We start from the raw sequence: 25,978 nt of genomic DNA on the forward strand, positions 1-25,978 counted from the left end.
CAGAGAGAATTATAGAAATACAAGAGAAATTAAACAATAGACCAAGAAAAAGATTTAATTTTGAAACACCTAATTTTATGTTTAATCAAAAAGTTGCATTTATAACTTGAATCCTGCTTAATTAAACTACTTACAAATTTTATTATCAAATCAGTGCTCAAATCTTATCGAAAATTATGTAATCTCAATCTTTAAACGGAAGTTAAAAGATTGGTTTCCATATGATTTTAAATGTTATTTTATTAAGTTTATCCCAGTATAAATAAATTTTAAATCCTCAGTTAAAATATTTTTTGTGATCTAACGCAGAGCCAAAAAATAATGAGAACTTTTTATAATAGAATTTTTTTTTCTTTACTTTTTTTTTAGACATTATCTGAAAATCATTTGAACCTCTGAAAAATTAACTAAAAATAGCAATAACGTTTAACGAATAGCATTTAAATATACTGACGACACATGAAAGAAGCCAATTCATTATTTAGTTTTTTATACGCCGCACTTTTATCTGAAAAAACTAAAAAAAGAGCTGAAATTTTCTTTGTGTCGCTGGCAATAATAAGTTTTTTATTGCATTTGGCTATTATCGCCTTAGTTTATCTTAAAATTATTTTGATTAATGATTATTCCAAATTATTAAGTAATCCAATATCTGCAATTTATACACCATTCTCATTTATTTTGATTTATGAAGTTTACCTGTTAGTCTATTATTTACCTAAATCAACAACTATCTACATAGGCAAACAATATGAAATTATTACGTTAATTATTATTCGAAGAATATTTAAAGACTTAACCAAATTAGAATTTAACTCTAATTGGTTTGATTTTAAAGCCAATGTAAATTTTACACTTGACATTGTGGCAACAATCGTACTGTTTTTTTTAATATTTATCTTTTACAATCTCAACAAAAAAAATGAAATTAATCAGTCTAAATTGCAGAAAACAAATGATATCAATTCATTCATTAGATTAAAAAATGTTTTCGCTATCGGGCTGATCCCCGTATTTTTGGTACTTTCAATATACAGTTTAGCCCATTGGATTTATGAAAGTTTCTTTTCACTAACGCAAATCGTTGATAAAATTAAAGATATTAATAAAATATTCTTTGCCGATTTTTTTACAATTCTAATTTTAATTGAAGTGCTTTTGCTTTTGTTTTCCTTCTTCCTTTCGGATAAATTCAATAAAGTCATTCGCAATTCAGGCTTTATCATTTCAACAATATTAATAAAACTTTCTTTTGGTACAGAAGGAGTTTTGAATACCATACTTATTGTCGCAGCAGTATTGTTTGGTGTCATAATCTTAGCAATCCACAATAAATATGACACATTAGAAGTAAAAAGTATCAGTAATTTACAGTCTTAAATTAGCCAATTCGCAGTCCATTTTGAATTTTACAATCGGGAGCCAGTAAAATTACATCACCGTCTGCTCCAACGGCTCCTAAAATAAGACATTCGCTCATGAATTTCCCGATTTGTTTTTTAGGAAAATTGACTACTGCTACAATTTGCCGGTTGAGCAAATCGTCTTTTTGATACCGTTTCGTTATTTGTGCGGATGTTTTTCGGATTCCTATTTCAGAACCAAAGTCTATTGTCAATTGATATGCGGGCTTTCTGGCTTCGGGAAAATCATCTACTTCCAAGATTGTCCCCACACGCATTTCTACTCTTTCGAATTCATTCCAGCTAAGATTGTCCATATTTTGCATTTATTCAAATAAAATACTAAATTACAAACGTAGAAAATTATGTAACTAATTAAACTAATTGTATAAATTTTTTTTGCTTAATAGTTCTAATTAAACAAAAGAGGAATCTAGAATTTATCTTTTAAATAGTAAATAGTATGGAAATGAGTTAAATAAATGATCGCGAATTTCACAAAAAAAAGTAATAGTGGCATAGACCTTTATATTGAAACAGCACCAAATGTAAAATTATATGTTAAAGATTATGGGAAACGAAAGCCAGTAATTCTTATTCACGGATGGCCACTATCTAATGAAATGTGGGAATTCCAAATTGATACTTTGGCTCAAAATAATTTTAGAGTAATCGTGTATGACCGCCGTGGTTTTGGCAAATCCTCACAACCTTGGGATGGACACGATTATTAGACTTTGACAGATGATTTGAAGGCTATTATTAAGCAATTAGATATAAAAGAAGCGGCTCTTGTTGGATTTTCAATGGGTGGTGGCAAAGTGGTTCGATATTTCAGCCGACATGGCGGAAAAGGAATTTTAAAAGCGGTACTTATAGCTTCAGTAACCTCCTTCAACTGCAAACAGACTCGAACCCATTTGGGGTTTTGTAAAAAGAATACTATAAAAATGCGGATCAAATTAAAGACGACCGAATTGGTTTTCTGGATGATTTTGGGAAAAAGTTTTTTGGAGTGAGCGTTTTGAGTAAAACAATAAGCATTCCTTTATTAGATTATTATAGAATGTTGTTCTTCTTTTCTTCTCCTCGTGCTACTTTAAAATGGGCCATATCATTTTCATCTACTGATTTTCGATCGGAAATGTCAGCTGTAAATGTTACTACTTTAATTATTCATGGTGAAGAGGATAAAACTGTGCCTATCGAAATTGCCTCCGAAATAACTGCAAAATTAGTTCCTGATAATAAATTTATTGTTTCTGAAGGAGCCCCACACGGTCTTTTTTATATCGAAAAAGATAAACTAACCAAGAATTTGATTGAATTTTTAAATTCTTAAGTTTGAAACGAATTGAATTTATAGATTAGCATCTCGTCACTTAAGGTTATAAAAAATTCCAAGATTTACTGGATTGCTCCCAAAAAGTTAGATATTATTCTGGTAATTATGTTTCTAATCAAAAAAGTTCAAATGAATTTTACATTTGTAATTATATTAAATTTTAGAAACATTATAGCGGTATTTCTTTGCTCCCAAGAAAAACCAAAGTTATTCGTTAGATTTTAAATTGTAAGAACTAAAAGCCATTTAAAAATACTGATTGTCCCTGAGAGCAGCCAGTGTTAGGTTTAATATACCTGTTACTAACCCGGTGGGTAGAATTATTTAAAATTAACAACTCTGAAAAGAATTTAAAAATAAACAGAAAGATTTATAGAAAAAAAGAGCGGGATAGCCCAATTCTTTGCTAGCAAAGCTGTGTTTTGCTATAATAGAGTGAAACGTCTCAATACAAATACATAAAAACTATGTTTCTATGCGTTAAAAAAAAAGAAACTTGAATTACATCCAGCGGGTTGATACTAATATTATTGTTAAATGGAGTAAAGATTTTGCAATTTTGGTTTAGTAGCTTTATGACCAAAAACTAGGCGCAAACCAAAACCGATCGATATTAATAAACGAAATAAACGAAAATCGGACAAACCACTTACAAGCGAACATGAACTTCTTTTAGAGATTAAAGCATTGCGTTGTGAGAACTAATTGGTAAAAAAGTTGCGAGCCTTAATTCAAGCAAAAGAGAAAGCCAGAAAACGCAAGCCTTGATGCAATTAAGGGATAAATTTGATTTGAATTTACTTTTAAATCAAACCAAGATGTTAATTAAAACTTTTTTGGAATACTAAAATCAGAACTGTTTCACATTCAAAAATTTGCAAGTTCAAATAAATTAAAGCGGGAAATTAAACAGTATCTAAACTATTACAATCGCGCAAGAATTAAGTCAAATGTAAACAAAATGAGCCCGATACAATATCGAGCTCACTATTATCAAAATTTTGAGGGCAGTCCAATTATATTGGGACTTTTTTTTGGATAAAAATAATCGGATTATTTTTTATTCTTTTTATTCTTCTTAACTTTTTTAGATTTTGCTTTGGCTTTTTTAGCTTTAATCTTAGCTTTGACTTTGGCTTTTTTAGCTTTGTCTTTTTTAGCTTTTTTAGCCTTTTTTGCTTTCACTTTTGCTTTTTCTTTCGCATCAGCTTTTTTAGCCTTTTTCTTGTCTTTATCTTTCATCTTTACCGTCTTTTTAGTGTTTTTTTTAGTGTTTTTTTTATCTGGAACAACAGTGGTAGTTTCATCCTCGCCTTCAACCGAAATGGTTGTTGTTTCTTCAATGATTTTAGTTACAATAGCATCATTTTCGGGTTTAATAATTTCAGCATGCTCTTCTACGGGGTTAATTACTTTCGTTCTTTTAGCTCTGACCGGCTTTTGACTTTCAGGTTTTATTGGAGACGGTTGTGTTGTATCCTCTTCTTTTTTTTGTATCATAGTTGATGTTATTTATGTCAGTTTTTATTTTACTTTAAACAATAATTCTTCGCACGTTATTAAATTGTTATTTTATTGTAAGTAAATATAGTGATTTATTTTATTGATCAATGTTAAGGTTTTCTGTAAATTGAACGAAGTGTATGGCAACCAACAAATTTGCAACCAATGAAACAGATTTGAAGTTTGTCAGGAAAAGGAATTCTAATGCAGTATTTATAAATCATTGAAAAAGTACATGTAAGATTCTAATAGGTTTTAAATAAAAAAAAGCCCCAACTAGCAATGGACTATTTGGGGCAATTATTTTAGGATGAAAATTCAATCTTATCGGTATTTGTCAATAAAGCCGAAGTTTTCTAATACCATTGGTGTTATCTTTTCAATTCCGAAACACTTGATTTCTTTTAGTTTTGCACCTACAATATGCGTCAAGAATTCATTTTATTTGGATGCTGAAAATTTTTGAAAAGCTTTTGCTAAGTCTGAAATGGAATCTAATTCTTTTTGAAAAACATAGAATAAAATTGGTGCTTTCTTTTTATGTTTACTGGTTTTTCCTTGCTTTTCATTTTCAATCGCTACGTTTATATAATACAGTTCTTCTCCTTCATCGATTTCTTCTTTGGATGTAAAACGCCATTTTAGCAATGATTTATTAACTCCTTCTTAGAAGTTTGCTAAAAACTGTTTTTTGTTCTAAAGCAAAACACCATTGAAAAACCAAATTGTAAAATGTAATTGGAATTTTCCAATTCCAATTACATTTTTTCAATTCAAGACAGTAACTATTCCGCCCTGTTTGGTAGTTTACACCAATTTAGTTTTAACAATAATTGAATTTAGAAATCTTGATTCTTTTGACCAACGGGTGTTTTTGTCCCAAGTATGAGTTGCTGTTGACGATTTCGATATCTTATTTTTTAGCAGATTCTTGCAGCGCAGTCAGTTCGGCAATTTTCACGATGACTTTTACTGCTTTTTCCATGCTTTCAGCAGGAACATATTCGTATTTTCCGTGAAAATTATGTCCACCGGCAAATATATTGGGGCAAGGCAACCCTTTATAGGACAATTGAGAACCGTCAGTTCCTCCGCGAATAGGTTTAATAAGTGGTTTTATATCCAACTCTTTCATTGCTTTTTCTGCAATATCCACAATATGTTTTACAGGTAGTACCTTTTCTTTCATATTGTAATACTGATCTTTAATTTCAGTAACAACAATGTCCTCGCCAAATTGTTTGGCAAATTTCTTATTGATTTTTCGAGCAATTTTCTCGATTAGTTCTTTACGCTTTTCAAACTTTTTCTTGTTGTGATCGCGAATAATAAGTTCCAAAACGGTTTCTTCTATACTTCCAGTTAAATGATGCACATGGAAAAAGCCTTCATACCCTTTTGTTTCCTCAGGAGTTTCTCCCGAAGGCAGTTCATTGATGAAATCATTGGCAATCAACATCGAATTGATCATTTTGCCTTTAGCATAACCTGGATGCACGCTTTTACCTTTGAAAGTAATTTTGGCGCCAGCCGCATTGAAATTTTCATACTCCAATTCTCCTACTTGGCTTCCATCCATCGTATACGCATAGTCTGCTCCAAATTTCTCCACATCGAAATGGTGGGCACCACGGCCAATTTCTTCGTCTGGTGTAAAACCAACTCTGATTTTTCCATGTTTGATTTCAGGAGTATTTATTAGCAATTCCATTGCTGTAACAATCTCCGTGATTCCGGCTTTATCATCGGCTCCTAATAAGGTTGTCCCATCAGTGGTGATTAAAGTTTGGCCTTTATATTGCAATAAATCTTTAAAATAGTTAGGCGATAATATAATGTTTTTAGCCACATTTAATACAATGTCTTTTCCATCATAATCTGTGATAATTTGAGGTTTTACATTCGCACCACAAAAATCTGGTGAAGTGTCAAAGTGAGAAATAAATCCAATAGTTGGTACATCATAATCCACGTTACTAGGCAAGGTCGCCATGATATATGATTTGTCATCTATTGTTACATCTTGCATACCAATAGTTTTTAATTCTTCAACCAGTTTATTGGCTAAAACCCATTGTTTTTGTGTGCTTGGAGTAGTTTCTGAGTTCGGATCAGATTCCGTGTCTATAATTACATAGCTGATGAAACGATCTATAATATGTTGCATATTTCTTTGTTTTATGCAAATATAATCATTTTTTCAGGAGCATTTTAAAGTAAATCCACAACTAAATTTTGTTTATCTCAATTTTTTAGATGTATCGAATCAAGATTTTAAGAAGTTCATTATTTTTAAAATTATTATTTTTTATCAAAAAAAAATATATCCATAGGTAGTTCAAATTTAGTCTCTGGCTTTATTTAATTCATTTCAACTTTTCAAGATTTTTTTCCAGTTTGTTGATTTTGATTTGTTGCCTACTGATTGATATATTTTCCTTTTCATTTTGAGTATAACGTAGTATTCATTTTGATTTTTTATTTTCTAATTTTTCCTTATTTCGAATTTAGTCTTTTTCAGTATCAGCTACATTATCTTTTATTATTCGGGCTGATTTTTCGCTGGATATAATTTTACTTTGTTGTTTGTCGAAGTTGCTTTTTTCTTTTTCAAACTCTTTTTTTTCTTTTTTTTTTCTTGTCTTCTTCTAGTGCTTTTTTCTCCGATTTGAGTTGATTATTTAAAAGATTTTGCTTCTTTTTTAAGTTTAGGATTGCCTACACTTGGTGTTGCAGCAACTTTTACAGTGTCATTTATAGTTGTTGCTGCAGAGACAGTAGTTTTTGTCGCGACTTTTATAATGTCATTTTTTGCAGTTTGTTCAAAAAAAAGTTGAACTATAAAAAAAAAGAAAATTGTTATTTTCATTTTCATCGGACTAAATATTTAATTATAAAATCGAATGTTTTATAAATGTATTTTTATGGAAATTTAAGTCATTTTCGTAGTAATTGTGCCCTTTTTATGTAAACAGATGAAAAAGGTTCTTCTATAACTTTCTATTTTTTGGCTACAGCTAAATGAAATTTAATGATATCCACTTTTTTAGTAGTCAAAATGATTTGGTAAATTATTTTCCAAATATTTATTTATCGGTAAGATAATTCTATTTTTGCACAACACAACAATATATATATGTACAAATTACTCTTGCGTCCCATACTTTTTTTGTTTGATCCTGAAGAAGTTCATTATTTCACTTTTTCATTGATTAGGTTTTTGTCTAAAATTCCGGGATTTTCTTCTCTTTTTAAAGTTCTTTACGAAGTCAATGATCCCAGATTAGAAACCGAAGTCTTTGGATTGAAGTTTAAAAATCCGGTAGGACTTGCCGCCGGTTTTGATAAAGACGCCAAGTTGTTTAAAGAATTGTCCAATTTTGGTTTCGGTTTTATCGAAATAGGTACGCTTACGCCAAAAGGTCAGGAAGGAAATCCTAAAAAACGATTGTTTCGTTTGAAAGAGGATAGCGCCATCATCAACAGAATGGGGTTCAATAACGGCGGTGTACATGAAGCGGTGGAACGATTAAAAGAGAATAAAGATGTCCTGATTGGCGGAAATATCGGAAAAAACAAATTGACACCAAACGAAGAAGCGACTTCTGATTATGAAATATGTTTTGACGCTTTGTATGATTACGTCGATTATTTTGTGGTCAATGTAAGTTCACCAAACACGCCAAACCTGCGTGCTTTGCAAGATAAAGAGCCATTGACGCAACTTTTGCAAACGCTACAAAATAAGAATTTAGCTAGGCCAAAACAAAAGCCAATTTTATTAAAAATCGCTCCTGATTTAACAGATGAGCAATTGCTGGATATTATTGATATCGTAAAAGAAACTAAAATTGCGGGAGTTATTGCTACCAATACCACGATTTTGCGTGAAGGTTTACAATCTGAAAACAAAACTGAAATGGGCGGATTATCAGGGAAACCATTGGAAAAACGTTCAACAGAAGTAATTCGGTTTTTGTCTCAAAAAAGTAATAAAGCCTTTCCCATTATTGGAGTAGGAGGAATTCATTCTGCAGAAGATGCGATAGAAAAACTCGATGCCGGGGCAAGTTTAGTGCAATTGTATACCGGTTTTATTTATGAAGGACCAGCATTGGTGAAAGCTATAAACAAAAAGATTTTAGAAAGATTGTAGCTTTTAAACATTAGTGAAACTCATAAATGGTATCATTTTTTTGAAATTTATAATCAGAATTTAAAATTTATAATAGTTTTTCTATCTTTGGCTACCTATGGAACCAATAAAAATTATAGAATGTCCACGCGATGCCATGCAAGGTATCAAACCATTTATTCCTACGGAAAGAAAAGTAGCTTACATTCAATCATTATTGCGTGTAGGTTTTGACAGTATTGATTTTGGAAGTTTTGTTTCCCCCAAAGCAATTCCGCAAATGCAGGATACAGTCGAAGTTTTGGCACGACTTGATTTGTCTCAAACCCGAAGCAAACTTCTGGCTATTATTGCAAATACACAAGGCGCTACAATGGCAGCTGTTCATCCTGAAATACGTTATTTAGGTTTTCCATTTTCTATTTCTGAGAATTTCCAAATGCGGAATACCCACAAAACCATAGCCGAATCATTAATTACTCTACAGGAAATTCTTGAAATTGCCGATAAAAGCAATAAAGAAGTAGTGGCATATTTATCAATGGGTTTTGGAAATCCATACGGCGATCCTTGGAGCGTTGAAATAGTAGGTGAGTGGACTGAAAAATTAGCTTTAATGGGAGTGAAAATTTTATCACTTTCTGATACGGTTGGAAGTTCTACTCCTGATGTAATCTCATATTTGTTTTCGAATTTAATTCCAAAATATCCCAAAATAGAATTTGGTGCGCACCTTCACACGACACCTGATAAATGGTTTGAGAAAATTGATTCCGCTTACAAAGCGGGTTGTCGCCGTTTTGATGGTGCCATTCAAGGTTTTGGAGGCTGTCCAATGGCAACTGATAATTTAACGGGTAACATGCCTACGGAGAAATTATTGTCGTATTTTACAGCACAAAAAGAATCTACAAATATGAGTCCGATGAGTTTTGAAAGTGCTTATAATGATACGTCTACGTTATTTGGGGAGTTTCACTAGAAATAAATTAAAAAATTATTGTTGAACTCCTCACTTTTTAAATAATAAGTTTAGTATTGATGCGTTGAGTATAAGATTCACGAAAACTGCCTTTAACTTATAAATTGATGAAATTACCTGTTTCAAATAGCGTTTTTTGCCTATTCTTACTGCTGTTACTTTCTTTTTCATGCACGAGTGATTTAGACTACGATCAGGCAAATAATATAAAACTGGAGCCTATTTTTATAGCTAATTTGGCCTATTTTGATGTTCCTGCAAATGAATTTGTCACGAATGGAGTGGAACAATCAGTGATTTTTGACGTGCCAACTGTGGATATTTTCAATGATGGATTTTTTAGGAAAAGTTTAAAAAAAGTGGAATTTTTCTTCGAAATGGAAAATACCATAAATAGAACCTATGTTGTAAACTTGGTATTTTTGGACAGAACTAATCAAGTCGTTCATACTACCAATTTTACTTTTCCGGCTTACACGGGTGCAAAGAATAAAGTGACCAAGACTGAAATATTCGAAAATACCCAACTTGACTTATTAAAAAGAACGACAAAAATTGCTTTCACATTACGAATGTTGCCGGGTGCTCCATTGAATGAGAATAGTTCAGGTAGATTAATATTGCGTTCAAGTGTAACCGCTTATTTAGTAGTAGAATGAGAAAAATAATTTTGATTTTTGTTCTATTGCTGACAATAAATTGCTTTTCACAAAACAAACAAATTTTATATAATTTTACTTCGGTACCACAGTCTTTGTTGACTAACCCTGGTTCGGATTTCAAATACAATTGGTATTTTGGAGTTCCTTTATTGTCTGGAATTTCGGCAAATGTAGGTTCAAGCGGGTTTTCGGCCTATGATTTATTTGCGGATAATGGAGTCGATTTTAATGTGAAATTACGCAACGCAGTATTCTCCACAACCCGGAAAGACAGAGTAGCGATCAACGAACAAATAGAAATTTTTAATGGAGGTTTTAAAATTACCGGAGAACAAAGCGATTCTTATATTTCGTTTGGAATGTATCAGGAATTTGATCTGTTGAGTTATGTCCCTAAAGATATTGCCGTTTTAGCTTTAGACGGAAACAAAGACTATCTGGGTAAAGTTTTTAATTTAGGCGATTTGAGTGTCAAAGCAGAAATGCTATCCGTATTTCACCTCGGATTTCATAAAAATATCAACGAAAAGCTTATTTTAGGAGTACGCGGAAAAATTTACTCCAGTATTTACAATGCTAATTCTACGAATAACTCCGGTTACATCTACACTATTCCTTCAGATACAGGAATTTATGAGCAGATGATTTATTCGCAATTACAGCTCAATACATCTGGAATTGCTCAATATGATGATAAAGATTATAATCCAAATGTGGTCAAAGACATTACTAAAAGAGCTCTCTTAGGAGGTAATTTAGGTTTGGGATTTGATGCCGGTTTTACCTATTATCCAAAGAAAAACATACAACTTACCGCCAGTGTTATCGACGTAGGTTTCATTAAACACAGCAAAGAAGTTGAAAGCTTAACCTACAAAGGCACTTACAGATATGAAGGTGTAATTCCAAATTTCAGTTCCGGTAATTCAGCAGGAAACGGATACCAGGAATTCAATGATGCTATTCCTTTGGATACGTTGTATGCAGATTACACGACTTTTCGCTCGGCAAAGTTCAATACTTCGGTTCAGTATTCATTTGATGAAGAACGCTCTGAAGATTGCAATTGCCTCAATTATGATCCTGAAACTACTTATAAAAGTGCGGTTGGTGCACAGTTATTTGTGATGTCTACGCCACGAACGCCATTAGTCGCTTTTACCACATATTACCAAAGAAAAATATTCAAGGCATTGCAAATGAAAGCCACTTACACGCTAGATTCATATTCGTATAAGAACATAGGGTTGGGATTATCCAGTGCTTTTGGACCTATGAATTTCTATGTTCTTGCCGATAATCTTTTAGAATATAGAGATGTTACCAAAGCAAATAGTCTTTCTTTTCAACTCGGGCTGAATGTTGTTTTTAAGAACAGTAAAAAATAAATTTGGTTTTAAAATTGGACTTTTCTTCGTTTAAATATTTTGTAAATTTCTATCCAAAGTACCGAAACAATACCTACTAAAATACTTAACCCTATTTGGAGTCCTGAAACTCTTTCGAATTCAAAAAAACTTGCAAATAAAGGTACAAACAATAATGAAGCTGTAATAAGAATGGTTACGCTAATGATCATCAGTACCAAATTGTTTTTGTATTTTAATGTTGTAAATATCGAGTAATAAAAGGAACGATTGATTAGCGTCAGAAAAATATTAGATGAAATTAACGTCAGAAAAACTACTGTTCTCGTTGCGCTTTCCGAACAATTTGTAGCCACACAATATTGGTAGATAAACAAGAGTCCCAAAGTGATTACAAGTCCCTGAACGATACTGATGGTGATTTCTTTAAGTTTGAAAAAAGTATTGGTAAAAGGTCTGGGTTGTAACAGCATTAGGTTGCGTTCCATAGGTTCATTTTCATAAATTATGGAACAGGTTGGTCCCATGATAATCTCCAAAAAGATGACATGAACTGGGGAAAAAATATTGGGGTAAATCCAGCCCAATGCCAAAGGAATAAACACAATCATAATGATTGGAATGTGGATGGAAATAATGTATTGTATGGCTTTTTTCAGATTACTATATATTTTTCTGCCCATGGCAATAGCGTCAATCATTTTAGCAAAATCATCGTCAATGAGAATTAGATTAGCAGCATCTTTGGCAATTTCGGTCCCCTTTTTTCCCATGGCAATTCCAATGTGGGCTGATTTTAACGCGGGTCCGTCATTGACTCCGTCGCCCGTCATGGCTACGATTTGATTGTTGTCTTTTAATGCTGCTATAATCTTAAGTTTGGCTTCCGGAAACATCCTCGTAAAAATGGACGTCTCCATTACTTTTTTTCGAAGTGTCGCATCGTCCATAGCCATTAAGTCGTCTCCATTTAGCGATTTATCTGCATTTTTGAAACCAATTTGTTTGGCAATTGTTGCGGTTGTTTCAGCATTGTCGCCCGTTACTATCTTGACTTGAATACCGGCTTTGTAAAAGGCTTCGAATACTGCTTTTATATTTGCTTTTGGGGGATCATAAAACGCAACTAATCCTTTAAACGCAAAAGAAAAATCCTGTTGTTTTTTAGGATAATCAGTGCCTGAAAATTCAGCAAGACCTACACCCAATACCCGATATCCTTGCAAAGCCATTTTGGTCATCGCGGATAAAATTTGTTGTTTTTCGTTTTCGGATACTTTTGAAGTCGCAATCAATGCTTCTGGAGCCCCTTTGGCAGCAATAATTCTCGATCCATTTTGATTTTCAAAAACATGGGTCATCATTGGAGGTTTTCCATCCAATGGATATTCGTGAACCAATTTGAAATTAGGGCGTTCATCAGCTATTTCTAACTTCGCATACGCTTCGTGCAATGCAATTTCCATTGCGTCAAACGGTATTGGCTCGCTGGCCCACATGGCAAGACTCAGTAATTCGAGATCGTGCTCATTATTATTATTATTATTATTAGTTTCATCAGTGTTACTTCCTTTAGTACTATCATCAGACAACGTGTACCATTGCGCCAGACTCATTTTGTTCTCCGTGATTGTTCCCGTTTTGTCCGTACAAATTACGTTTGCGCTTCCTAAGGTTTCGACCGTTTTTGTCTGTTTTACGATAATTCCCATTTTCATTAATCGCCAAGAACCCAACGCCATGAACGTGGTAAAAGCCACCGGAATTTCCTCAGGAATGATGCTCATGGCCAAGGTCAGCGCTTTCAGCAGACTGTCTAAAACATTATTTGAATTGTAATAATTGATAACCCATACAAAAACAAAAATCACTAAACCAACAAGCGACATTTTTTTGACAAAATTCCCCATTTGGATTTGCAACGGTGTTTTTTCTTCAACAATTGTCTCCAGGCTTTTGCCTATTTTTCCCAATTTTGTTTCGTTTCCAATAGCGGTTACTTCGCAAATTGCCAAACCACCAGTTACAATAGTCCCAAGAAAAACAGTATTGTTTTCGGCAGTCTCATTTTTAAAAACTGCCATCGATTCCCCTGTAAGAATAGACTCATTTACGGAAAAATCATTGCATTGAAGAATGATACCATCGGCAGGAATAAAGGTGCCTTCTTCTGTTTGAATGAGGTCACCAACAACAATTTCCTCGCTTAAAATTTCAATAATTTCTCCATTGCGAATGACTTTACTTTTGGGTTGCGATAGTTTTTTTAACGCTTCAATTGCTGTTCTGCTTTTGGATTCTTGATAGAGTGAAATAGTAGAAACCAAAACAATTGCTACAATCATGAAAATTCCGTTTCCATAATCGCCGGTAATAAAATAAATACCAGTTGCAGTTAGCAATAATAGGAACATAGGTTCCAATACCATTTCGGATAGGGATTTTAAAAACTGATTTTTTTCCTGATTCACTATTGAATTCGGACCAAATTTCGTTCTCGAAAGCAAAACGGCCTCATTTGAAAGTCCTTTTAATTCTTGTTGAGTTTTTGTCATAGCAAAATAAATTAATTGGATTTTCTGGATTGGAAACTAAGGCGTATTTTGGAATAAAAGAATTGACTTCATACTGCAATTTAATTAATTATTGTAAAATTATAGCGATTTTTTGCTTAAGATTATCTATATTTGCACGCAATTAAACTCCAACTACAATTGCAATGATCGCACACAACTCTAAGATTATCGGTGAAGGATTAACTTACGATGATGTTCTATTAGTTCCCAATTACTCAAATGTGCTTCCTCGCGAAGTGAGTATTCAGTCCAAATTTTCAAGAAATATAACGCTAAATGTTCCTATTGTATCCGCTGCTATGGATACCGTTACCGAAAGTGCTATGGCAATTGCTATGGCTCAAGAAGGAGGAATAGGCGTTTTGCATAAAAATATGACTATCGAGCAACAAGCTGCGAAAGTTAGAAAAGTAAAACGTGCAGAATCCGGAATGATTATCGATCCGGTTACTTTGCCATTAACTTCGACAGTTGCCGATGCCAAAAATGCAATGAAAGAATATGGTATTGGCGGTATTCCAATTGTGGATGAAAATAAAATTCTAAAAGGAATTGTTACCAACCGTGATTTGCGTTTCGAAAAAAATAGTGCCAGACCTATCGTTGAGGTCATGACTACTGAAAACTTAGTTACCGTTGCGGAAGGAACTTCTCTGGAACAAGCAGAAGTAGTTTTGCAAGGGCATAAAATAGAAAAATTACCTGTTGTAAACGAGAAATATGAGTTGGTTGGATTAATTACCTTTAGAGATATCACTAAATTAACCCAAAAACCGATTGCCAACAAAGATGTTTACGGTCGTTTGCGAGTTGCTGCGGCGATTGGTGTAACAGGTGACGCGGTTCAAAGAGCCGAGGCATTGGTGAACGCTGGTGTTGATGCAATTATTATTGATACTGCTCACGGTCATACGCAAGGTGTTGTCAATGTATTGAAAGAAGTAAAAAGTAAATTCCCTCAAATTGATGTTATTGTAGGAAATATTGCGACTCCTGAAGCAGCTAAATTTTTAGTTGAAAATGGAGCAGATGGTGTGAAAGTAGGTATAGGTCCAGGTTCTATTTGCACTACTCGTATTGTTGCCGGCGTTGGTTTTCCTCAGTTTTCTGCTGTTCTTGAAGTGGCTGCGGCTATCAAAGGAAGTGGAGTTCCCGTAATTGCTGATGGTGGAATTCGCTATACGGGTGATATTCCTAAAGCGATCGCTGCAGGTGCTGATTGTGTGATGTTAGGTTCATTATTAGCCGGAACTATGGAATCTCCGGGTGAAACTATTATTTTTGAAGGAAGAAAATTCAAGTCTTACCGTGGAATGGGTTCTGTTGAAGCGATGCAGGAAGGTTCAAAAGACCGTTATTTTCAAGATGTTGAAGATGATGTAAAAAAACTGGTTCCGGAAGGAATTGTCGGACGTGTTCCTTACAAAGGAGAATTGAACGAAAGCATGCAACAATTCATCGGTGGTCTTCGTGCCGGAATGGGATATTGTGGTTCAAAAGATGTTCCAACTTTACAGGAAACAGGACGTTTTGTTCGCATAACTGCCAGCGGAATTAACGAAAGTCATCCGCATAACGTTACGATTACGAAAGAAGCTCCAAATTATTCAAGATAATTTTTAGTTTTTTAAAACAATAAAAAAAGGCATTTTTAATTCCGCTAACGGTTTTAAATATGCCTTTTCTCTTTATTTAAAACTTTTAATCTGCAGATTCAGATAAGTTTTTCTTCAGATGCTCGCTGTCCCAACTGTGATTAGTTGCAGCCACTTGAGAATAAATATCGCTCTTTAGCAGTTGTTCCTGCAGTTCGATTTCTTCTTTTACGGTTATCATGTAGGCCATTTTATCATGACGTTTTTCAGCTAATTTTCGGGTGGTAATTTCATCATATTTTATAAATTGCTGTCCTTGTCTGGTCGCGGTATATTTTCGATGGCCCAATTCTACTAACGCATCAACCCCCATATTTACCGCGCTATATAACGTTTCCCGATAAATATTTTCGACTTTATGATCAATTAATTCATAAGCGTCATTTCGGTTTCGGGCACGGGTTAAGATTTTTAAATGTGGAAAATGTTTTTTTAAAGTTTCAATCACTTTTAAATTTACCGAAGGATTATCGATGGCAGCAATAAATAACTTTGCGTTCTCACAACCGGCGGCTTTCAGTAATTCTAATCGTGTAGCATCTCCATAATACACTTTGAATCCCAATTTTCGCAGTACATCAATTCGATCGGAATCATAATCCAGAATAGTTGATTTTACCTTATTCGCTTTTAATAAACGCCCAACTGTACTTCCAAAATGACCAAAACCAGCAATAATTACGGGATTGTCTTCGTCAATAAAATCGTTATCTTTCTTAATTTCATTTGCTTTTTCTTTAGTTCTTGAATTGGGATAAATTAATCGCTCATTTATTAATAACAAAAAAGGAGTTGCAACCATACTCATCGCGATGACAGCCATGATTTGGTTCGCCAAAACATTTGGAATAATATACAGTTGCATGCAAAAACTCATAATCACAAAACCAAATTCTCCTGCCTGACTTAAGCCAAAAGCGAATAACAAATTTTGATCGGTATTTTTTTTATGAAACCTACTGATTACAAATAAAACAACAAATTTTACAAAGGTTAGGATGGCTCCAAAAGCAAAAATGAAAAGTGGATTTTCGATAATTAATTTGAAGTTTATTGAAGCGCCAACCCCAAGAAAAAACAGGCCTAACAGCAATCCTTTGAAAGGTGCGATATCGCCTTCTAATTCGTGACGAAACTCAGAGTTTGCCAATACGACTCCCGCCATAAAAGCACCAAGAGCAGGACTTAAACCTACTAATTGCATCGAATAAGAAACACCAACAACCAGTAACAATGCTGAAGCTGTAAACAATTCCTGCAATCGGGTTTTTGCAATGATGTGTAATAGGGGAACAAATAGAAAACGTCCTGCAAAATAAATTGTCGAAATACTTCCTAGTACAATTAACGTTTGTAACCAACTAGAAAAACCATTAATCAGGGATTGTGGTGCATCATTTGCTGCCTCAAGATTTACTGTTGACAGAAGCGGCAGAAAAGCTAAAATTGGGATAACCGCAATATCCTGAAAAAGTAAAACTGCAAATGAGGAACGTCCCACAGAGGTATTTGACAATCCCTTTTCTTTTAAGGTTTGCAATACAATAGCTGTGGAAGATAATGCCAGTGCCAGTGAAATGGCCAACGTGGTTTCCCATTTCCAGTCCATATAGAAAAAACATCCCACAAATAGAAGTAGAGTAGTCCCTATTAATTGTGCAGAACCCATCCCAAGAATGAATTTTCGCATTTTCCAAAACTTGCTGGGCTCCAGTTCTAATCCAATTAGAAAAAGCATCATCACTACACCAAATTCAGCAAAATGCATAATATCTTGGCCTTCCTTACCAATAAAACCAAGTACGTAAGGACCAATTACAATTCCCGCTAGTAAATAGCCTAAAATTGAACTTAGCCCTAATTTTTTAGCAATAGGAACGCAGATTACAGCTGCTGACAAATAAATAATTGCTTGTAATAAAAAATTGGTATCCATCTTATATTTTTATTGTAGCAAACCATTCATTCAAATAATGGTATTGCAAAATTTCATCGTTATCCAAATTATTATTTTCTAAATAATCTAGAAAATAACCGTAAATGATCCCATTTTTTTCATAATCTTCATTAGTCATATTGTGGGTTCCATGCACTACAAATGGGGGCAAGTAAATCATATTACACACTTTTGCAGTTTGGTTAAAGGGTTCTAACAAATCAAGAACAGTATAGCGGTCAATTCCGGTTTCACTATAGTTTTCTTTATTTCCACCGGTTGTAATCACCTGAAAAATAATCTTATCCTGCAATGCATTCCCTTTTTTTCCATACGCCCAATTGTGTTCTAAGACCATATCAATCCATTGTTTCATCAAAGGCGGGCAACTGTACCAATAAAAAGGATGATGCCAAATAATAATGTCATGTTGACTTAACAATACTTGTTCCTTTTTTACATCAATATCAAAATCAGGATATTCCTCATATAAATCATGAAAAGTAATGTTTTCCGATTTTGGAATATTTTTCACCAAAGCTTTATTCGCATGTGATTTTTCGAATAGCGGATGGGAAAATAGGATTAAGATTTTATTTTTCGACATGAAATTTATTTTTGTTTTTTAATTTAGGAGGTTTAATTAGGTTATATCGTTGATTTACAGTAGTCTTAACTGTTTTTAATATGTGTTGAAAGATATAAAATATTGCTCAATTTTTGAAGATATAAAAAGATTCAAAAAGCTTTTTTTGATTTTAATAAGAAAAAAATTAAAATCCCGTCAAAATAAAATCAGCGATTTTATTTTGACGGGATTTGGTCTTGACTATTTTGGTCAGCAGAAATGCGGTAAAAAGGGATTATTTATCAAATCATATTTATAGTTTGTCCTTTTGAGCTTAATTTTTGAAAAAAGTCATTAACAGTTTTTTGATTTTCACCATCCTAAAATATGTTTATATTCCCAAGAAATTACTTGGAGTAATTTGCATTAATTCCGCTTTAATCTCATCCGAAACGTCTAATGTTGCTATAAAGCCGTGAATTGCCTTTTTATCAATCGCTTCATTGGTTCTGGTCAATCCTTTCAATGCTTCGTAAGGATTAGGATATCCTTCACGACGCAAAATTGTTTGAATCGCTTCCGCAACAACAGCCCAGTTTTTCTCTAAATCTTCGTGGAATTTAGGTTCGTTTAATAACAATTTGTTCAGTCCTTTCAAAGTAGCTTCAAAAGCAATTAGCGTGTGTCCCATTGGTACACCTATATTTCTTAAAACAGTACTATCAGTCAAATCACGTTGTAACCTGGACAATGGTAATTTAGCCGATAAATGTTCGAAAATTGCATTAGCAATTCCTAAATTTCCTTCTGAATTTTCAAAATCAATAGGATTAACTTTATGTGGCATCGCCGAAGAACCAATTTCTCCCGCTTTAATTTTTTGTTTAAAATATTCCATTGAAACGTACGTCCAAATATCTCGGTCTAAATCAATGATGATGGTATTTATTCTTTTCAAAGCATCAAAAAATGCAGCAAAATGATCGTAATGTTCAATTTGTGTAGTCGGGAAGGAGTGGTGTAAACCAAGGTTGTCCTCCACAAATTTCGCTCCAAATTTTCTCCAGTCAATTTGAGGATAAGCTACGTGATGCGCGTTATAATTTCCGGTTGCTCCGCCAAATTTAGCTGCAAAAGGAATATTAAACAACAAACGCATTTGCTCTTCTAAACGTTCTACAAAAACACCAATTTCTTTACCTAAACGGGTGGGTGAAGCCGGTTGTCCATGCGTACGGGCAAGCATTGGAATATCACGCCATTCCACACTTAAATCTTTCAATTTTGATGTCAAAGTAATTAAAGAAGGCATGTATACTTTCTCGAAAGCTTCTTTTGTAGAAAGCGGAATCGCCGTATTATTAATATCTTGAGAAGTCAATCCAAAGTGAATGAACTCTTTATATTCAGTTAAACCTAACTTTTCAAAAGCATCTTTGATAAAGTATTCCACCGCTTTTACATCGTGGTTGGTTACTTTTTCTGTTTCTTTGATCCAAAGCGCATCTTCGGTAGAGAAATTTTTATAAATGTTGCGTAAACCTTCAAATAAATCTGGGTTTACGTTTTTTAGTTGTGGCAAAGGCACTTCGCACAAAGCAATGAAATATTCAATTTCAACTAATACGCGGTATTTGATTAAGGCTTCTTCAGAGAAAAATGGAGCCAGCGAAATAGTCTTGTTTCTATATCTTCCGTCGATTGGCGATATAGCATTCAATTCGTTTAAAGTAGTCATTGTTTAATTGTTTGTTCGAAAGGCACAAAAATAGTTATAAGTTATAAGTTATGGGTTATAAGTTTAGATTTTTATTGCAATTGTAATTGATTTTTTGCCATTGAAATTGTTGTTATCATTGCATTTGATTGAGTAATTTTTCTTTCATAAAAGCAACTCCTTCTGTGGCACGCATAGGAATTACTTCCAACGGATTTCGAAGGTTCGGGATTTTTATAGGTTTTGGATCAATGTAAAAGATGGGCGTTTCTCTGCTTGTGAAATCGATTAGTCCCGCAGCAGGATATACTTGCAACGACGTCCCAATTACCGCAAAATAATCAGCACTTTGAGTAAGTGTTAATGCCTCTTCAAGCGCTGGAACTTCCTCTCCAAACCAAACTATATGCGGTCTCAATTGATTTTTATTTTCATCGAAATCGCCAAAATTCAAATCGTTGTGCCAATCTAAAATGTATTCTGGGTTTTTGGTACTTCTTACTTTCAATAATTCGCCGTGTAAATGCAGCACATTAGTGCTTCCGGCGCGTTAGTGTAAATCATCTACATTTTGTGTGATAATGAAAACATCGAATTCATTTTCTAATTCAGCCAAAATTATATGCCCCAAATTAGGTTGTACTTCTTTGAGTTGTTTTCGTCTTTGATTGTAAAAATCAAGAACCAAAGCAGGGTTTTTATGCCAGCCTTCTGGAGTTGCTACATCATTGACATTATGGCCTTCCCAAAGCCCATCACTATCGCGAAAGGTTTTGATGCCACTTTCGGCACTAATTCCTGCTCCTGTCAAAACCACTAATTTCTTTTTCATTTTATATCAATTTGGGCGTGACCACAAGGGTCGGGCTTTCAGCTTTATCTTTTTGGCTAAAAAGCCCAAAAAGGATACCGCCTCTATCCCTCACGCGAATTCCGTAAACATTCCTAATTCTGCTTTTATTAAACAATCCTAAAAGCAGCAATCAGAATCTACTTTTGAAGGTATAAAGCTAGTCTTTTTTACTATTTTTGCAAAAATAAATATTCTAATGGTTGACATCGATTACCTCGCTTTTCTTGAAAATATCCTGACTGATAATCGCAAAGAAAAATTCTTGAAAGTATTGGAAAACAGAACCAAGCATTTTACGATTGCTGTTGAAGATATTTTTCAAATGCACAATACGAGCGCAGTAATGCGAAGTTGCGAGATTTTTGGAATTCAGGAATTGAACGTTATCGAGCAGCGTTACGGAAAAAGTATCGATAAGGAAATTGCTATGGGTGCCCAAAAATGGGTTGACATTAATACGTTCGACAGCATTACAAATTGTGTGGATACGTTAAAAAGTAAAGGTTACCAAATCATTGCAACCACGCCTCACGAGAATGATTGTTTGATGGAAGATTTTGATATTTCGAAACCCAGCGCTTTATTTTTTGGAACTGAAAGAGATGGACTGTCCGAAGAAATATTGCAACGTGCCGATGGTTTTCTTAAAATTCCGATGGTAGGTTTTACTGAGAGTTTAAATATCTCGGTTTCGGCGGCAATCATCATTCAAAACCTGACGAATCGATTGCGCAACTCCGAAATTAATTGGCATTTATCTGAAAACGAAATTTTAGAAAAGCGTTTGGCTTGGGCCAAAAATTCCATAAAAGACATTAAAAGAATTGAAGCACGGTATTTTGAGGAAACCCCAAGATTGTTAAACGAACGCTAAAACTAAATTTTTATCGTTTGCTGAGTCATCTCCAGAAACAAAGCAATTACAATTACTATTTTCTTTTGATTAATTGCATATTGTTGTAGATACGGATAAGTTTGTCAGTTCACTTCACTCGTGTTCAAATCCGAAAAATCGTGTTTAGTTATTAAAGTATTGATTTACATTGAAGTTCAAAATCCTGCATGGTTTCCAAAACCTCGTTGGTATCTTTTTTTAGATTTACATACCTACAAGTTCAAAAAATGAGCATTAAAACTTTGTTTCACTCTCTAATAATATGTCTTTTATATTATTTGGGTTCATTTTATAGCGATATACTCCGTTGTTCCCAATGGCAAATAAGGTATTCTCCCGTACAATTAAATCAAAACAATTTTTGTCAATGGCATGCACCAAAACAGGTTCAGCAGGATTTTGAATGTTAAATATTTTGATAACATCATCACAAACCAGTAAATAATCAGCGGTGTAAAAACTGATGCCTTTAGGTTGAGAGAGTGTTCTGCTATGAATTAATTTTGGTTTCGTAAGATCTTTTGTGTCATAGACTTGCAAGACGTTAGTGTTGTTGCCGCAGGTTGTGTTTGAGTTTAATGTTACGTAGGAGTGCGTACTATTAGCGATGACTGGATCACAAGCAGTGAAATGTTGTACGCTTGACAATTTAGTTGGGTTTTCAGGATTTGTAATAGAATAGATAAACATTCCATTTCGAGATCCAATAAACAAATTATCTCCGTAAGAAAATAGTGTTTCAATGTTAAAACCGATCGGAATTTCATTGACTTTTACGGGCTTTTCGGTATCGATTAACGAGAATACATTCAATTTCATTTGGTCTACGCCGTATAAATAATTGCCTTTTATAGCAAAAACAGCAAGTGAACCGCCTTGCCCTATGTCGCTGTTTTGCGCGCTATCACTATCAGAGCAGCCGATTATAAATAGTAGTAATACAAAGGATATAATTTTTTTCATGTGTTACTTGATTAAAGTCCAATCGATTATTATTTCATTTTCTTTAGTGTAGGCATTTGAGCCGTTTGGAGCTTGCTTTTGCGGAAACACATATCTATTTCTGTTGGTAACAGTAAATTTTTTAGTGGCAGGATTGAAAGTGGCAGTGACCAGATCTACTGCTTGATTGATATACAAGGTATTGCCTTTGATGGCTAGGTCTGTAGCACCGGGAGCTTTTATAAAATGCAATCGTACAGGTTTATTGGGATCGGTGTAATCATAAACGTGAAAACCTTTATTCACATCATTGATAAACATTAAATCGTCCTTGATATAAATTTTTCCAGCTTTGATAATGGGTTGCGAATTTTGAAAGGCTATGGAGCTTTCCAAAGCGGCACGGGCTATAATCACAGGTTTGTATTCTTGTTGTGGAAATTCACCATTATCTGTAGTTGGCCAACAAGAAACAAGTAGAAATGAAACCAGCAGGAGAAGTACTATTTTTTTCATTTGAAAATCTTTTTATAAAGATAGTAAAAAGAGTATTTGGTTGCGCTATGACACTGTTATTGTTTGTGTTGCGCTTACAATAAAATTTTAGCCGTTAGCAACCGTAATTTATTTTATCTTATAATTTATAGAGAACTCCGCATTTTAAATTCCACTATTTTGTTTAATTATTTTTAGTAGTTTTTCCAAATCATTACTTTCAATGTTATGGATTTCGAATATTTTTTCACGTCCGCATTTCTGAATTATTTTAAAATTATAATTGTCTACTTCTAATTTTTTAACATTGTCAAATTTTATAGACTTGCTGATTATTCTATTTATTTTAATATTCATTCCCAGTTTATTCCATTCAACATAATTTTTATACCAAAACATTTTACTAAAATATAGTGCTTGGGTAAAAAAGCCAATTGAAGCCAAAATTTTATTCGTTCTTTTATATTCAAAGTCAATAATTTCAAAACTACCAACAAGAATAAGAACCAATGAGATTATCATTAAAAGTGATGTCCAGTTTTTAAATGTTAAGTGATTGAAGTGTATTTTTTTCATTTTTTTCGGTTGTTGTTGTTAACGCTCCACTATTATAGTGGATTAATGAAAGTCAGCTATTTTGTAACGTTTTAACATATTATCAGGTCCTGAAAATTGCGCAAAGTCAGAGACATTTGCGCAGCATTTAGGAAAAACTTATGTGTTTTTTATTATAGATTATGAATCGGGATTTTCTGCCTAAAATTACGTCTAAAAAATGTAGATTGGTGTTAAGATTTGGGCTGAGCCATTTGTTTTAATGATTCTGGGTTTGCAACCATAGCATAAATAAATCCAATGAGAATAGCAAAAATTAATAATAATACCAGACTTATTAATAACAGTAAAATAACCAATGCTACTCGACTTAGTATAGATTTAAGTGATTTTTCTGGATACAAGTTGCGGCACATCCAAATTAAAATTACAGGTACAAACAATAAAGTTACACTGGAAGATTTTAAAATAAAGGAACCGTCATTTTTAAAAAAATACAATATTGGATAAATGACTATTATATTTGCTAAAGTATAAAAGCACATTAAATAGGTATTAATTAGAATATGTTCATAATAATTGTGTCCCCATTTTAGGAATGCTATCTTGGTAAAAAAAGCATAAAAAGGTACTGTTAAAAGCATAAAAAAAGCAGAGTAACTAGATAGAATTGACATATAGCTACTCATAAATGATTTGCTTAAATTTTCATCAGCATACGCATTTGCTGCAATTTCATTGAATCCCATTACTTTGAAGGTAATAAATGCTGAAATACCGCTTAAAACAAACAAAAGTAAAATAGGTTTGTAGTGGTTTACACGATTACCGTCAATAAATTTTTTAGCAGTTTTTCCAGGATTAAGAATTATCTTTTTTACGGAATAAAGAAATCCTTTATTTGTGTGTAAAAAAGTATATTGAATCTCGTCCCAAATATATTTTTTGTCAATACGTTTGTATTTTTTTTGACCACAGTTTTCACAAAAGTGAGCGCTAATAATTTGGTTACAGTTTGAGCAGGACATTTCCATATCTTTAAATTAAATATTTCTGCCTTTAGTTTCATTATTTATGGAATTATATACCACAAAAGTTGGAAGTAAAGCAATAGATATTACTAAGCAAGGGACGAATAAAAGAGTATTAAATGGTGTTGTAGCACAAATACTCAACATTGTTACTAAGGCGATAATAAATAGAATGCCAAAACTAATAATTACTTCTTTTATTGCATTTTTTCTTTTTATCAAATCAGAATTATTCATTTGTAATAAAGTGTTTTTTTTATGGTTTAAGTTAATTATTTTCACAAAAAATAGTAGGATAAAATTTATACATTTTATTAGTCGTTTTTAAAAATCAGTGCTAATATATAAATTTATATGAATAAGTTTATAAAACTAGTGTTTTTGACTTTTATTGTATGTTAAATTTCTATAGATATTGTAGTTTTTTTGGTAAAATGGCAAAAGTCTATCTTCTAAATTAAAATGGCTTAAATGTTAATATTAGAATTTCGATTCCCTTAGTATTTTAAGTCTATTCATTGTAAATAAGCTGTAAGACTGTGTTGTTTGATGAACAAAGAATCCTATTTTATAAACTAGCGGCATAGAGTAAAAACATTGGTTTGTTGCTGCTAAACAAAAGTGCTTGGAAGAGCGGACAGTTTAAAATATAGACAACGAATACTTGGATATAAAAAAACCATTTCAAAGTAAGCATACAATGAAATGGTCTATTTTTAAGTCTGGATTTTTTGATTATGTAAGAGTATTGCTATCTGATTTTGATTAAATATCTTTTTCAAAATACAAATGAATATAAATTGCGGCACCAAAATTTGTTGATGTTGATGTAGTGAACCTATATCCTTTTGCGGCATATTCATCTAATTTTTCCTGAATTTCTTTTTTTGAGTCATTTGCAATGTGCTTTGAATCTAAAGTCAATTTAGAGTAATAAATTAAACTTTCTACTTTGTATTCTTTCATAATAGTTTTTTAATAATTAAATAGTGTTTTAACATTCCGTGTAAATATAACTGGTTTTGATTACAAAAAAAGTTATTTTTTCTTATTTTTCATGAATAAATCAAACAAGATATACAATCCGACAGTGCGGATTTGCAATCCGTGCCCGTTACGATAATCAATTATATTATATTTTATAATTCCTGTTTGAAATTTTCAAATTGCAGATTTTATTTGTCGCTGTACAATGAGTAAAAAAATTACTAATCTGCTATCGTTGCTTAAAAATAATAACTGAGCACTTCTTGACCATTGCAAGGAACGAAGCAATCACATTTAGTATTTTCTTTTGATTAAGTGCTTATTATTGTGGGCACGGATTGCGAACCCTCGTTATCGGATACTACCGAATT

At 33.1% G+C, this 25,978-nt stretch carries 23 protein-coding genes and 3 pseudogenes; 11 read left to right on the forward strand and 15 right to left on the reverse strand.

Going from position 1 to position 25,978, the window contains the following annotated elements; all coding sequences use genetic code 11:
- Positions 1 to 110 (forward strand): annotated as a pseudogene (locus ACP7AT_RS11940) (IS30 family transposase); the annotation flags it as partial.
- Positions 111 to 459: 349 nt separating this feature from the next.
- Positions 460 to 1,380, forward strand: coding sequence for a hypothetical protein (locus tag ACP7AT_RS11945; protein WP_426064542.1), 921 nt, complete (start codon positions 460 to 462; stop codon positions 1,378 to 1,380).
- A gap of 1 nt (position 1,381) precedes the next feature.
- Here ACP7AT_RS11945 and ACP7AT_RS11950 read toward each other — a convergent pair whose 3' ends face one another.
- A complete protein-coding gene (locus ACP7AT_RS11950) occupies positions 1,382 to 1,720 on the reverse strand; it encodes a tRNA-binding protein (RefSeq protein ID WP_426064543.1) in 339 nt (112 codons plus the stop codon).
- 165 nt (positions 1,721 to 1,885) lie between these two features.
- Here ACP7AT_RS11950 and ACP7AT_RS11955 point away from each other — a divergent pair.
- From ACP7AT_RS11955 to ACP7AT_RS11965, 3 genes and pseudogenes are all read left to right on the forward strand, one after another.
- Positions 1,886 to 2,422, forward strand: a pseudogene (locus ACP7AT_RS11955) (alpha/beta fold hydrolase).
- Positions 2,419 to 2,745 (forward strand): alpha/beta fold hydrolase, encoded by a 327-nt coding sequence (locus ACP7AT_RS11960; RefSeq protein ID WP_426064544.1) that lies wholly within the window; start codon positions 2,419 to 2,421, stop codon positions 2,743 to 2,745. The pseudogene ACP7AT_RS11955 and the gene ACP7AT_RS11960 overlap by 4 nt, the downstream one beginning before the upstream one ends.
- Positions 2,746 to 3,589: 844 nt before the next feature.
- Complete coding sequence (locus tag ACP7AT_RS11965; protein ID WP_426064708.1) at positions 3,590 to 3,790, forward strand: IS3 family transposase; 201 nt, start codon at positions 3,590 to 3,592, stop codon at positions 3,788 to 3,790.
- Between the two features lie 11 nt (positions 3,791 to 3,801).
- Here ACP7AT_RS11965 and ACP7AT_RS11970 read toward each other — a convergent pair whose 3' ends face one another.
- The 4 genes from ACP7AT_RS11970 to ACP7AT_RS11985 all read right to left on the reverse strand — a co-directional run bounded on the left by ACP7AT_RS11970 (position 3,802) and on the right by ACP7AT_RS11985 (position 7,126).
- Entirely contained in the window at positions 3,802 to 4,248 is a 447-nt protein-coding gene (locus tag ACP7AT_RS11970; RefSeq protein ID WP_426064545.1) for a hypothetical protein, read from the reverse strand.
- Positions 4,249 to 4,692: 444 nt separating this feature from the next.
- Positions 4,693 to 4,899, reverse strand: a complete 207-nt coding sequence (locus tag ACP7AT_RS11975; protein ID WP_426064546.1) for a hypothetical protein — start codon at positions 4,897 to 4,899, stop codon at positions 4,693 to 4,695.
- A gap of 265 nt (positions 4,900 to 5,164) precedes the next feature.
- Positions 5,165 to 6,418 (reverse strand): peptidase T, encoded by a 1,254-nt coding sequence (pepT, locus tag ACP7AT_RS11980; RefSeq protein ID WP_426064547.1) that lies wholly within the window; start codon positions 6,416 to 6,418, stop codon positions 5,165 to 5,167.
- A 510-nt stretch (positions 6,419 to 6,928) separates the two neighbouring features.
- The gene (locus tag ACP7AT_RS11985) at positions 6,929 to 7,126 is read right to left on the reverse strand and encodes a hypothetical protein (RefSeq protein WP_426064548.1); all 198 of its coding nucleotides are present in this window, start codon (positions 7,124 to 7,126) and stop codon (positions 6,929 to 6,931) included.
- A gap of 261 nt (positions 7,127 to 7,387) precedes the next feature.
- On the opposite strand from ACP7AT_RS11985, the gene ACP7AT_RS11990 reads away from it, so the two are divergent.
- The 4 genes from ACP7AT_RS11990 to ACP7AT_RS12005 all read left to right on the forward strand — a co-directional run bounded on the left by ACP7AT_RS11990 (position 7,388) and on the right by ACP7AT_RS12005 (position 11,418).
- Complete coding sequence (locus tag ACP7AT_RS11990; protein WP_426064549.1) at positions 7,388 to 8,407, forward strand: quinone-dependent dihydroorotate dehydrogenase; 1,020 nt, start codon at positions 7,388 to 7,390, stop codon at positions 8,405 to 8,407.
- Between the two features lie 97 nt (positions 8,408 to 8,504).
- Positions 8,505 to 9,368: a hydroxymethylglutaryl-CoA lyase gene (locus ACP7AT_RS11995; RefSeq protein ID WP_426064550.1), complete on the forward strand. Its 864-nt coding sequence runs from the start codon at positions 8,505 to 8,507 to the stop codon at positions 9,366 to 9,368.
- A 107-nt stretch (positions 9,369 to 9,475) separates the two neighbouring features.
- Positions 9,476 to 10,027 carry a hypothetical protein gene (locus tag ACP7AT_RS12000; RefSeq protein WP_426064551.1) on the forward strand — a complete coding sequence of 184 codons (552 nt, stop codon included), beginning with the start codon at positions 9,476 to 9,478 and terminating at the stop codon, positions 10,025 to 10,027.
- Entirely contained in the window at positions 10,024 to 11,418 is a 1,395-nt protein-coding gene (locus tag ACP7AT_RS12005; protein ID WP_426064552.1) for a DUF5723 family protein, read from the forward strand. Before ACP7AT_RS12000 ends, ACP7AT_RS12005 begins: the two co-directional genes overlap by 4 nt.
- A gap of 8 nt (positions 11,419 to 11,426) precedes the next feature.
- Here the strand turns inward: ACP7AT_RS12005 and ACP7AT_RS12010 are convergent, their stop codons facing one another.
- Positions 11,427 to 13,952 carry a cation-translocating P-type ATPase gene (locus ACP7AT_RS12010; protein WP_426064553.1) on the reverse strand — a complete coding sequence of 842 codons (2,526 nt, stop codon included), beginning with the start codon at positions 13,950 to 13,952 and terminating at the stop codon, positions 11,427 to 11,429.
- A gap of 164 nt (positions 13,953 to 14,116) precedes the next feature.
- Here ACP7AT_RS12010 and guaB point away from each other — a divergent pair, with 164 nt between their 5' ends.
- Complete coding sequence (guaB, locus tag ACP7AT_RS12015) at positions 14,117 to 15,589, forward strand: IMP dehydrogenase (protein ID WP_426064554.1); 1,473 nt, start codon at positions 14,117 to 14,119, stop codon at positions 15,587 to 15,589.
- Positions 15,590 to 15,674: 85 nt separating this feature from the next.
- On the opposite strand, the gene ACP7AT_RS12020 is transcribed toward guaB, so the two are convergent.
- The 4 genes and pseudogenes from ACP7AT_RS12020 to ACP7AT_RS12035 all read right to left on the reverse strand — a co-directional run bounded on the left by ACP7AT_RS12020 (position 15,675) and on the right by ACP7AT_RS12035 (position 20,681).
- Entirely contained in the window at positions 15,675 to 17,564 is a 1,890-nt protein-coding gene (locus ACP7AT_RS12020) for a monovalent cation:proton antiporter-2 (CPA2) family protein (protein ID WP_426064555.1), read from the reverse strand.
- Between the two features lies 1 nt (position 17,565).
- Positions 17,566 to 18,171 carry an NAD(P)H-dependent oxidoreductase gene (locus ACP7AT_RS12025; protein WP_426064556.1) on the reverse strand — a complete coding sequence of 202 codons (606 nt, stop codon included), beginning with the start codon at positions 18,169 to 18,171 and terminating at the stop codon, positions 17,566 to 17,568.
- Between the two features lie 352 nt (positions 18,172 to 18,523).
- A complete protein-coding gene (gene purB / locus ACP7AT_RS12030) occupies positions 18,524 to 19,870 on the reverse strand; it encodes an adenylosuccinate lyase (RefSeq protein WP_426064557.1) in 1,347 nt (448 codons plus the stop codon).
- 115 nt (positions 19,871 to 19,985) lie between these two features.
- Positions 19,986 to 20,681 (reverse strand): annotated as a pseudogene (locus ACP7AT_RS12035) (SIR2 family NAD-dependent protein deacylase).
- A 217-nt stretch (positions 20,682 to 20,898) separates the two neighbouring features.
- Between ACP7AT_RS12035 and ACP7AT_RS12040 the strand changes: the two are divergent.
- The gene (locus ACP7AT_RS12040; protein ID WP_426064558.1) at positions 20,899 to 21,576 is read left to right on the forward strand and encodes a TrmH family RNA methyltransferase; all 678 of its coding nucleotides are present in this window, start codon (positions 20,899 to 20,901) and stop codon (positions 21,574 to 21,576) included.
- A gap of 255 nt (positions 21,577 to 21,831) precedes the next feature.
- On the opposite strand, the gene ACP7AT_RS12045 is transcribed toward ACP7AT_RS12040, so the two are convergent.
- From ACP7AT_RS12045 to ACP7AT_RS12065, 5 genes are all read right to left on the reverse strand, one after another.
- Entirely contained in the window at positions 21,832 to 22,560 is a 729-nt protein-coding gene (locus ACP7AT_RS12045) for a hypothetical protein (RefSeq protein WP_426064559.1), read from the reverse strand.
- Positions 22,561 to 22,563: 3 nt separating this feature from the next.
- A complete protein-coding gene (locus tag ACP7AT_RS12050; protein ID WP_426064560.1) occupies positions 22,564 to 23,055 on the reverse strand; it encodes a hypothetical protein in 492 nt (163 codons plus the stop codon).
- Positions 23,056 to 23,199: 144 nt separating this feature from the next.
- Complete coding sequence (locus tag ACP7AT_RS12055) at positions 23,200 to 23,610, reverse strand: hypothetical protein (protein ID WP_426064561.1); 411 nt, start codon at positions 23,608 to 23,610, stop codon at positions 23,200 to 23,202.
- Positions 23,611 to 23,822: 212 nt separating this feature from the next.
- On the reverse strand, positions 23,823 to 24,623 hold the full coding sequence (locus ACP7AT_RS12060; protein WP_426064562.1) for a DUF3667 domain-containing protein: 801 nt from the start codon (positions 24,621 to 24,623) through the stop codon (positions 23,823 to 23,825).
- Between the two features lie 762 nt (positions 24,624 to 25,385).
- A complete protein-coding gene (locus ACP7AT_RS12065) occupies positions 25,386 to 25,586 on the reverse strand; it encodes a DUF4177 domain-containing protein (RefSeq protein WP_066077981.1) in 201 nt (66 codons plus the stop codon).
- Between the last annotated feature and the right edge of the window lie 392 nt (positions 25,587 to 25,978).

This window comes from Flavobacterium sp. DSP2-3-1, from assembly GCF_049896865.1.
Classification (GTDB): Bacteria; Bacteroidota; Bacteroidia; order Flavobacteriales; family Flavobacteriaceae; genus Flavobacterium.

Bases quoted from the DNA above. Each gene is read 5' to 3' on its own strand.
- ACP7AT_RS11945 (WP_426064542.1), top strand. From the start codon at position 460: ATGAAAGAAGCCAATTCATTATTTAGTTTTTTATACGCCGCACTTTTA.
- ACP7AT_RS11950 (WP_426064543.1), bottom strand. From the start codon at position 1,720: ATGGACAATCTTAGCTGGAATGAATTCGAAAGAGTAGAAATGCGTGTG.
- ACP7AT_RS11970 (WP_426064545.1), bottom strand. From the start codon at position 4,248: ATGATACAAAAAAAAGAAGAGGATACAACACAACCGTCTCCAATAAAA.
- pepT (WP_426064547.1), bottom strand. From the start codon at position 6,418: ATGCAACATATTATAGATCGTTTCATCAGCTATGTAATTATAGACACG.
- ACP7AT_RS11985 (WP_426064548.1), bottom strand. From the start codon at position 7,126: ATGAAAATGAAAATAACAATTTTCTTTTTTTTTATAGTTCAACTTTTT.
- ACP7AT_RS11990 (WP_426064549.1), top strand. From the start codon at position 7,388: ATGTACAAATTACTCTTGCGTCCCATACTTTTTTTGTTTGATCCTGAA.
- ACP7AT_RS11995 (WP_426064550.1), top strand. From the start codon at position 8,505: ATGGAACCAATAAAAATTATAGAATGTCCACGCGATGCCATGCAAGGT.
- ACP7AT_RS12000 (WP_426064551.1), top strand. From the start codon at position 9,476: ATGAAATTACCTGTTTCAAATAGCGTTTTTTGCCTATTCTTACTGCTG.
- ACP7AT_RS12005 (WP_426064552.1), top strand. From the start codon at position 10,024: ATGAGAAAAATAATTTTGATTTTTGTTCTATTGCTGACAATAAATTGC.
- ACP7AT_RS12010 (WP_426064553.1), bottom strand. From the start codon at position 13,952: ATGACAAAAACTCAACAAGAATTAAAAGGACTTTCAAATGAGGCCGTT.
- guaB (WP_426064554.1), top strand. From the start codon at position 14,117: ATGATCGCACACAACTCTAAGATTATCGGTGAAGGATTAACTTACGAT.
- ACP7AT_RS12020 (WP_426064555.1), bottom strand. From the start codon at position 17,564: ATGGATACCAATTTTTTATTACAAGCAATTATTTATTTGTCAGCAGCT.
- ACP7AT_RS12025 (WP_426064556.1), bottom strand. From the start codon at position 18,171: ATGTCGAAAAATAAAATCTTAATCCTATTTTCCCATCCGCTATTCGAA.
- purB (WP_426064557.1), bottom strand. From the start codon at position 19,870: ATGACTACTTTAAACGAATTGAATGCTATATCGCCAATCGACGGAAGA.
- ACP7AT_RS12040 (WP_426064558.1), top strand. From the start codon at position 20,899: ATGGTTGACATCGATTACCTCGCTTTTCTTGAAAATATCCTGACTGAT.
- ACP7AT_RS12045 (WP_426064559.1), bottom strand. From the start codon at position 22,560: ATGAAAAAAATTATATCCTTTGTATTACTACTATTTATAATCGGCTGC.
- ACP7AT_RS12050 (WP_426064560.1), bottom strand. From the start codon at position 23,055: ATGAAAAAAATAGTACTTCTCCTGCTGGTTTCATTTCTACTTGTTTCT.
- ACP7AT_RS12055 (WP_426064561.1), bottom strand. From the start codon at position 23,610: ATGAAAAAAATACACTTCAATCACTTAACATTTAAAAACTGGACATCA.
- ACP7AT_RS12060 (WP_426064562.1), bottom strand. From the start codon at position 24,623: ATGGAAATGTCCTGCTCAAACTGTAACCAAATTATTAGCGCTCACTTT.
- ACP7AT_RS12065 (WP_066077981.1), bottom strand. From the start codon at position 25,586: ATGAAAGAATACAAAGTAGAAAGTTTAATTTATTACTCTAAATTGACT.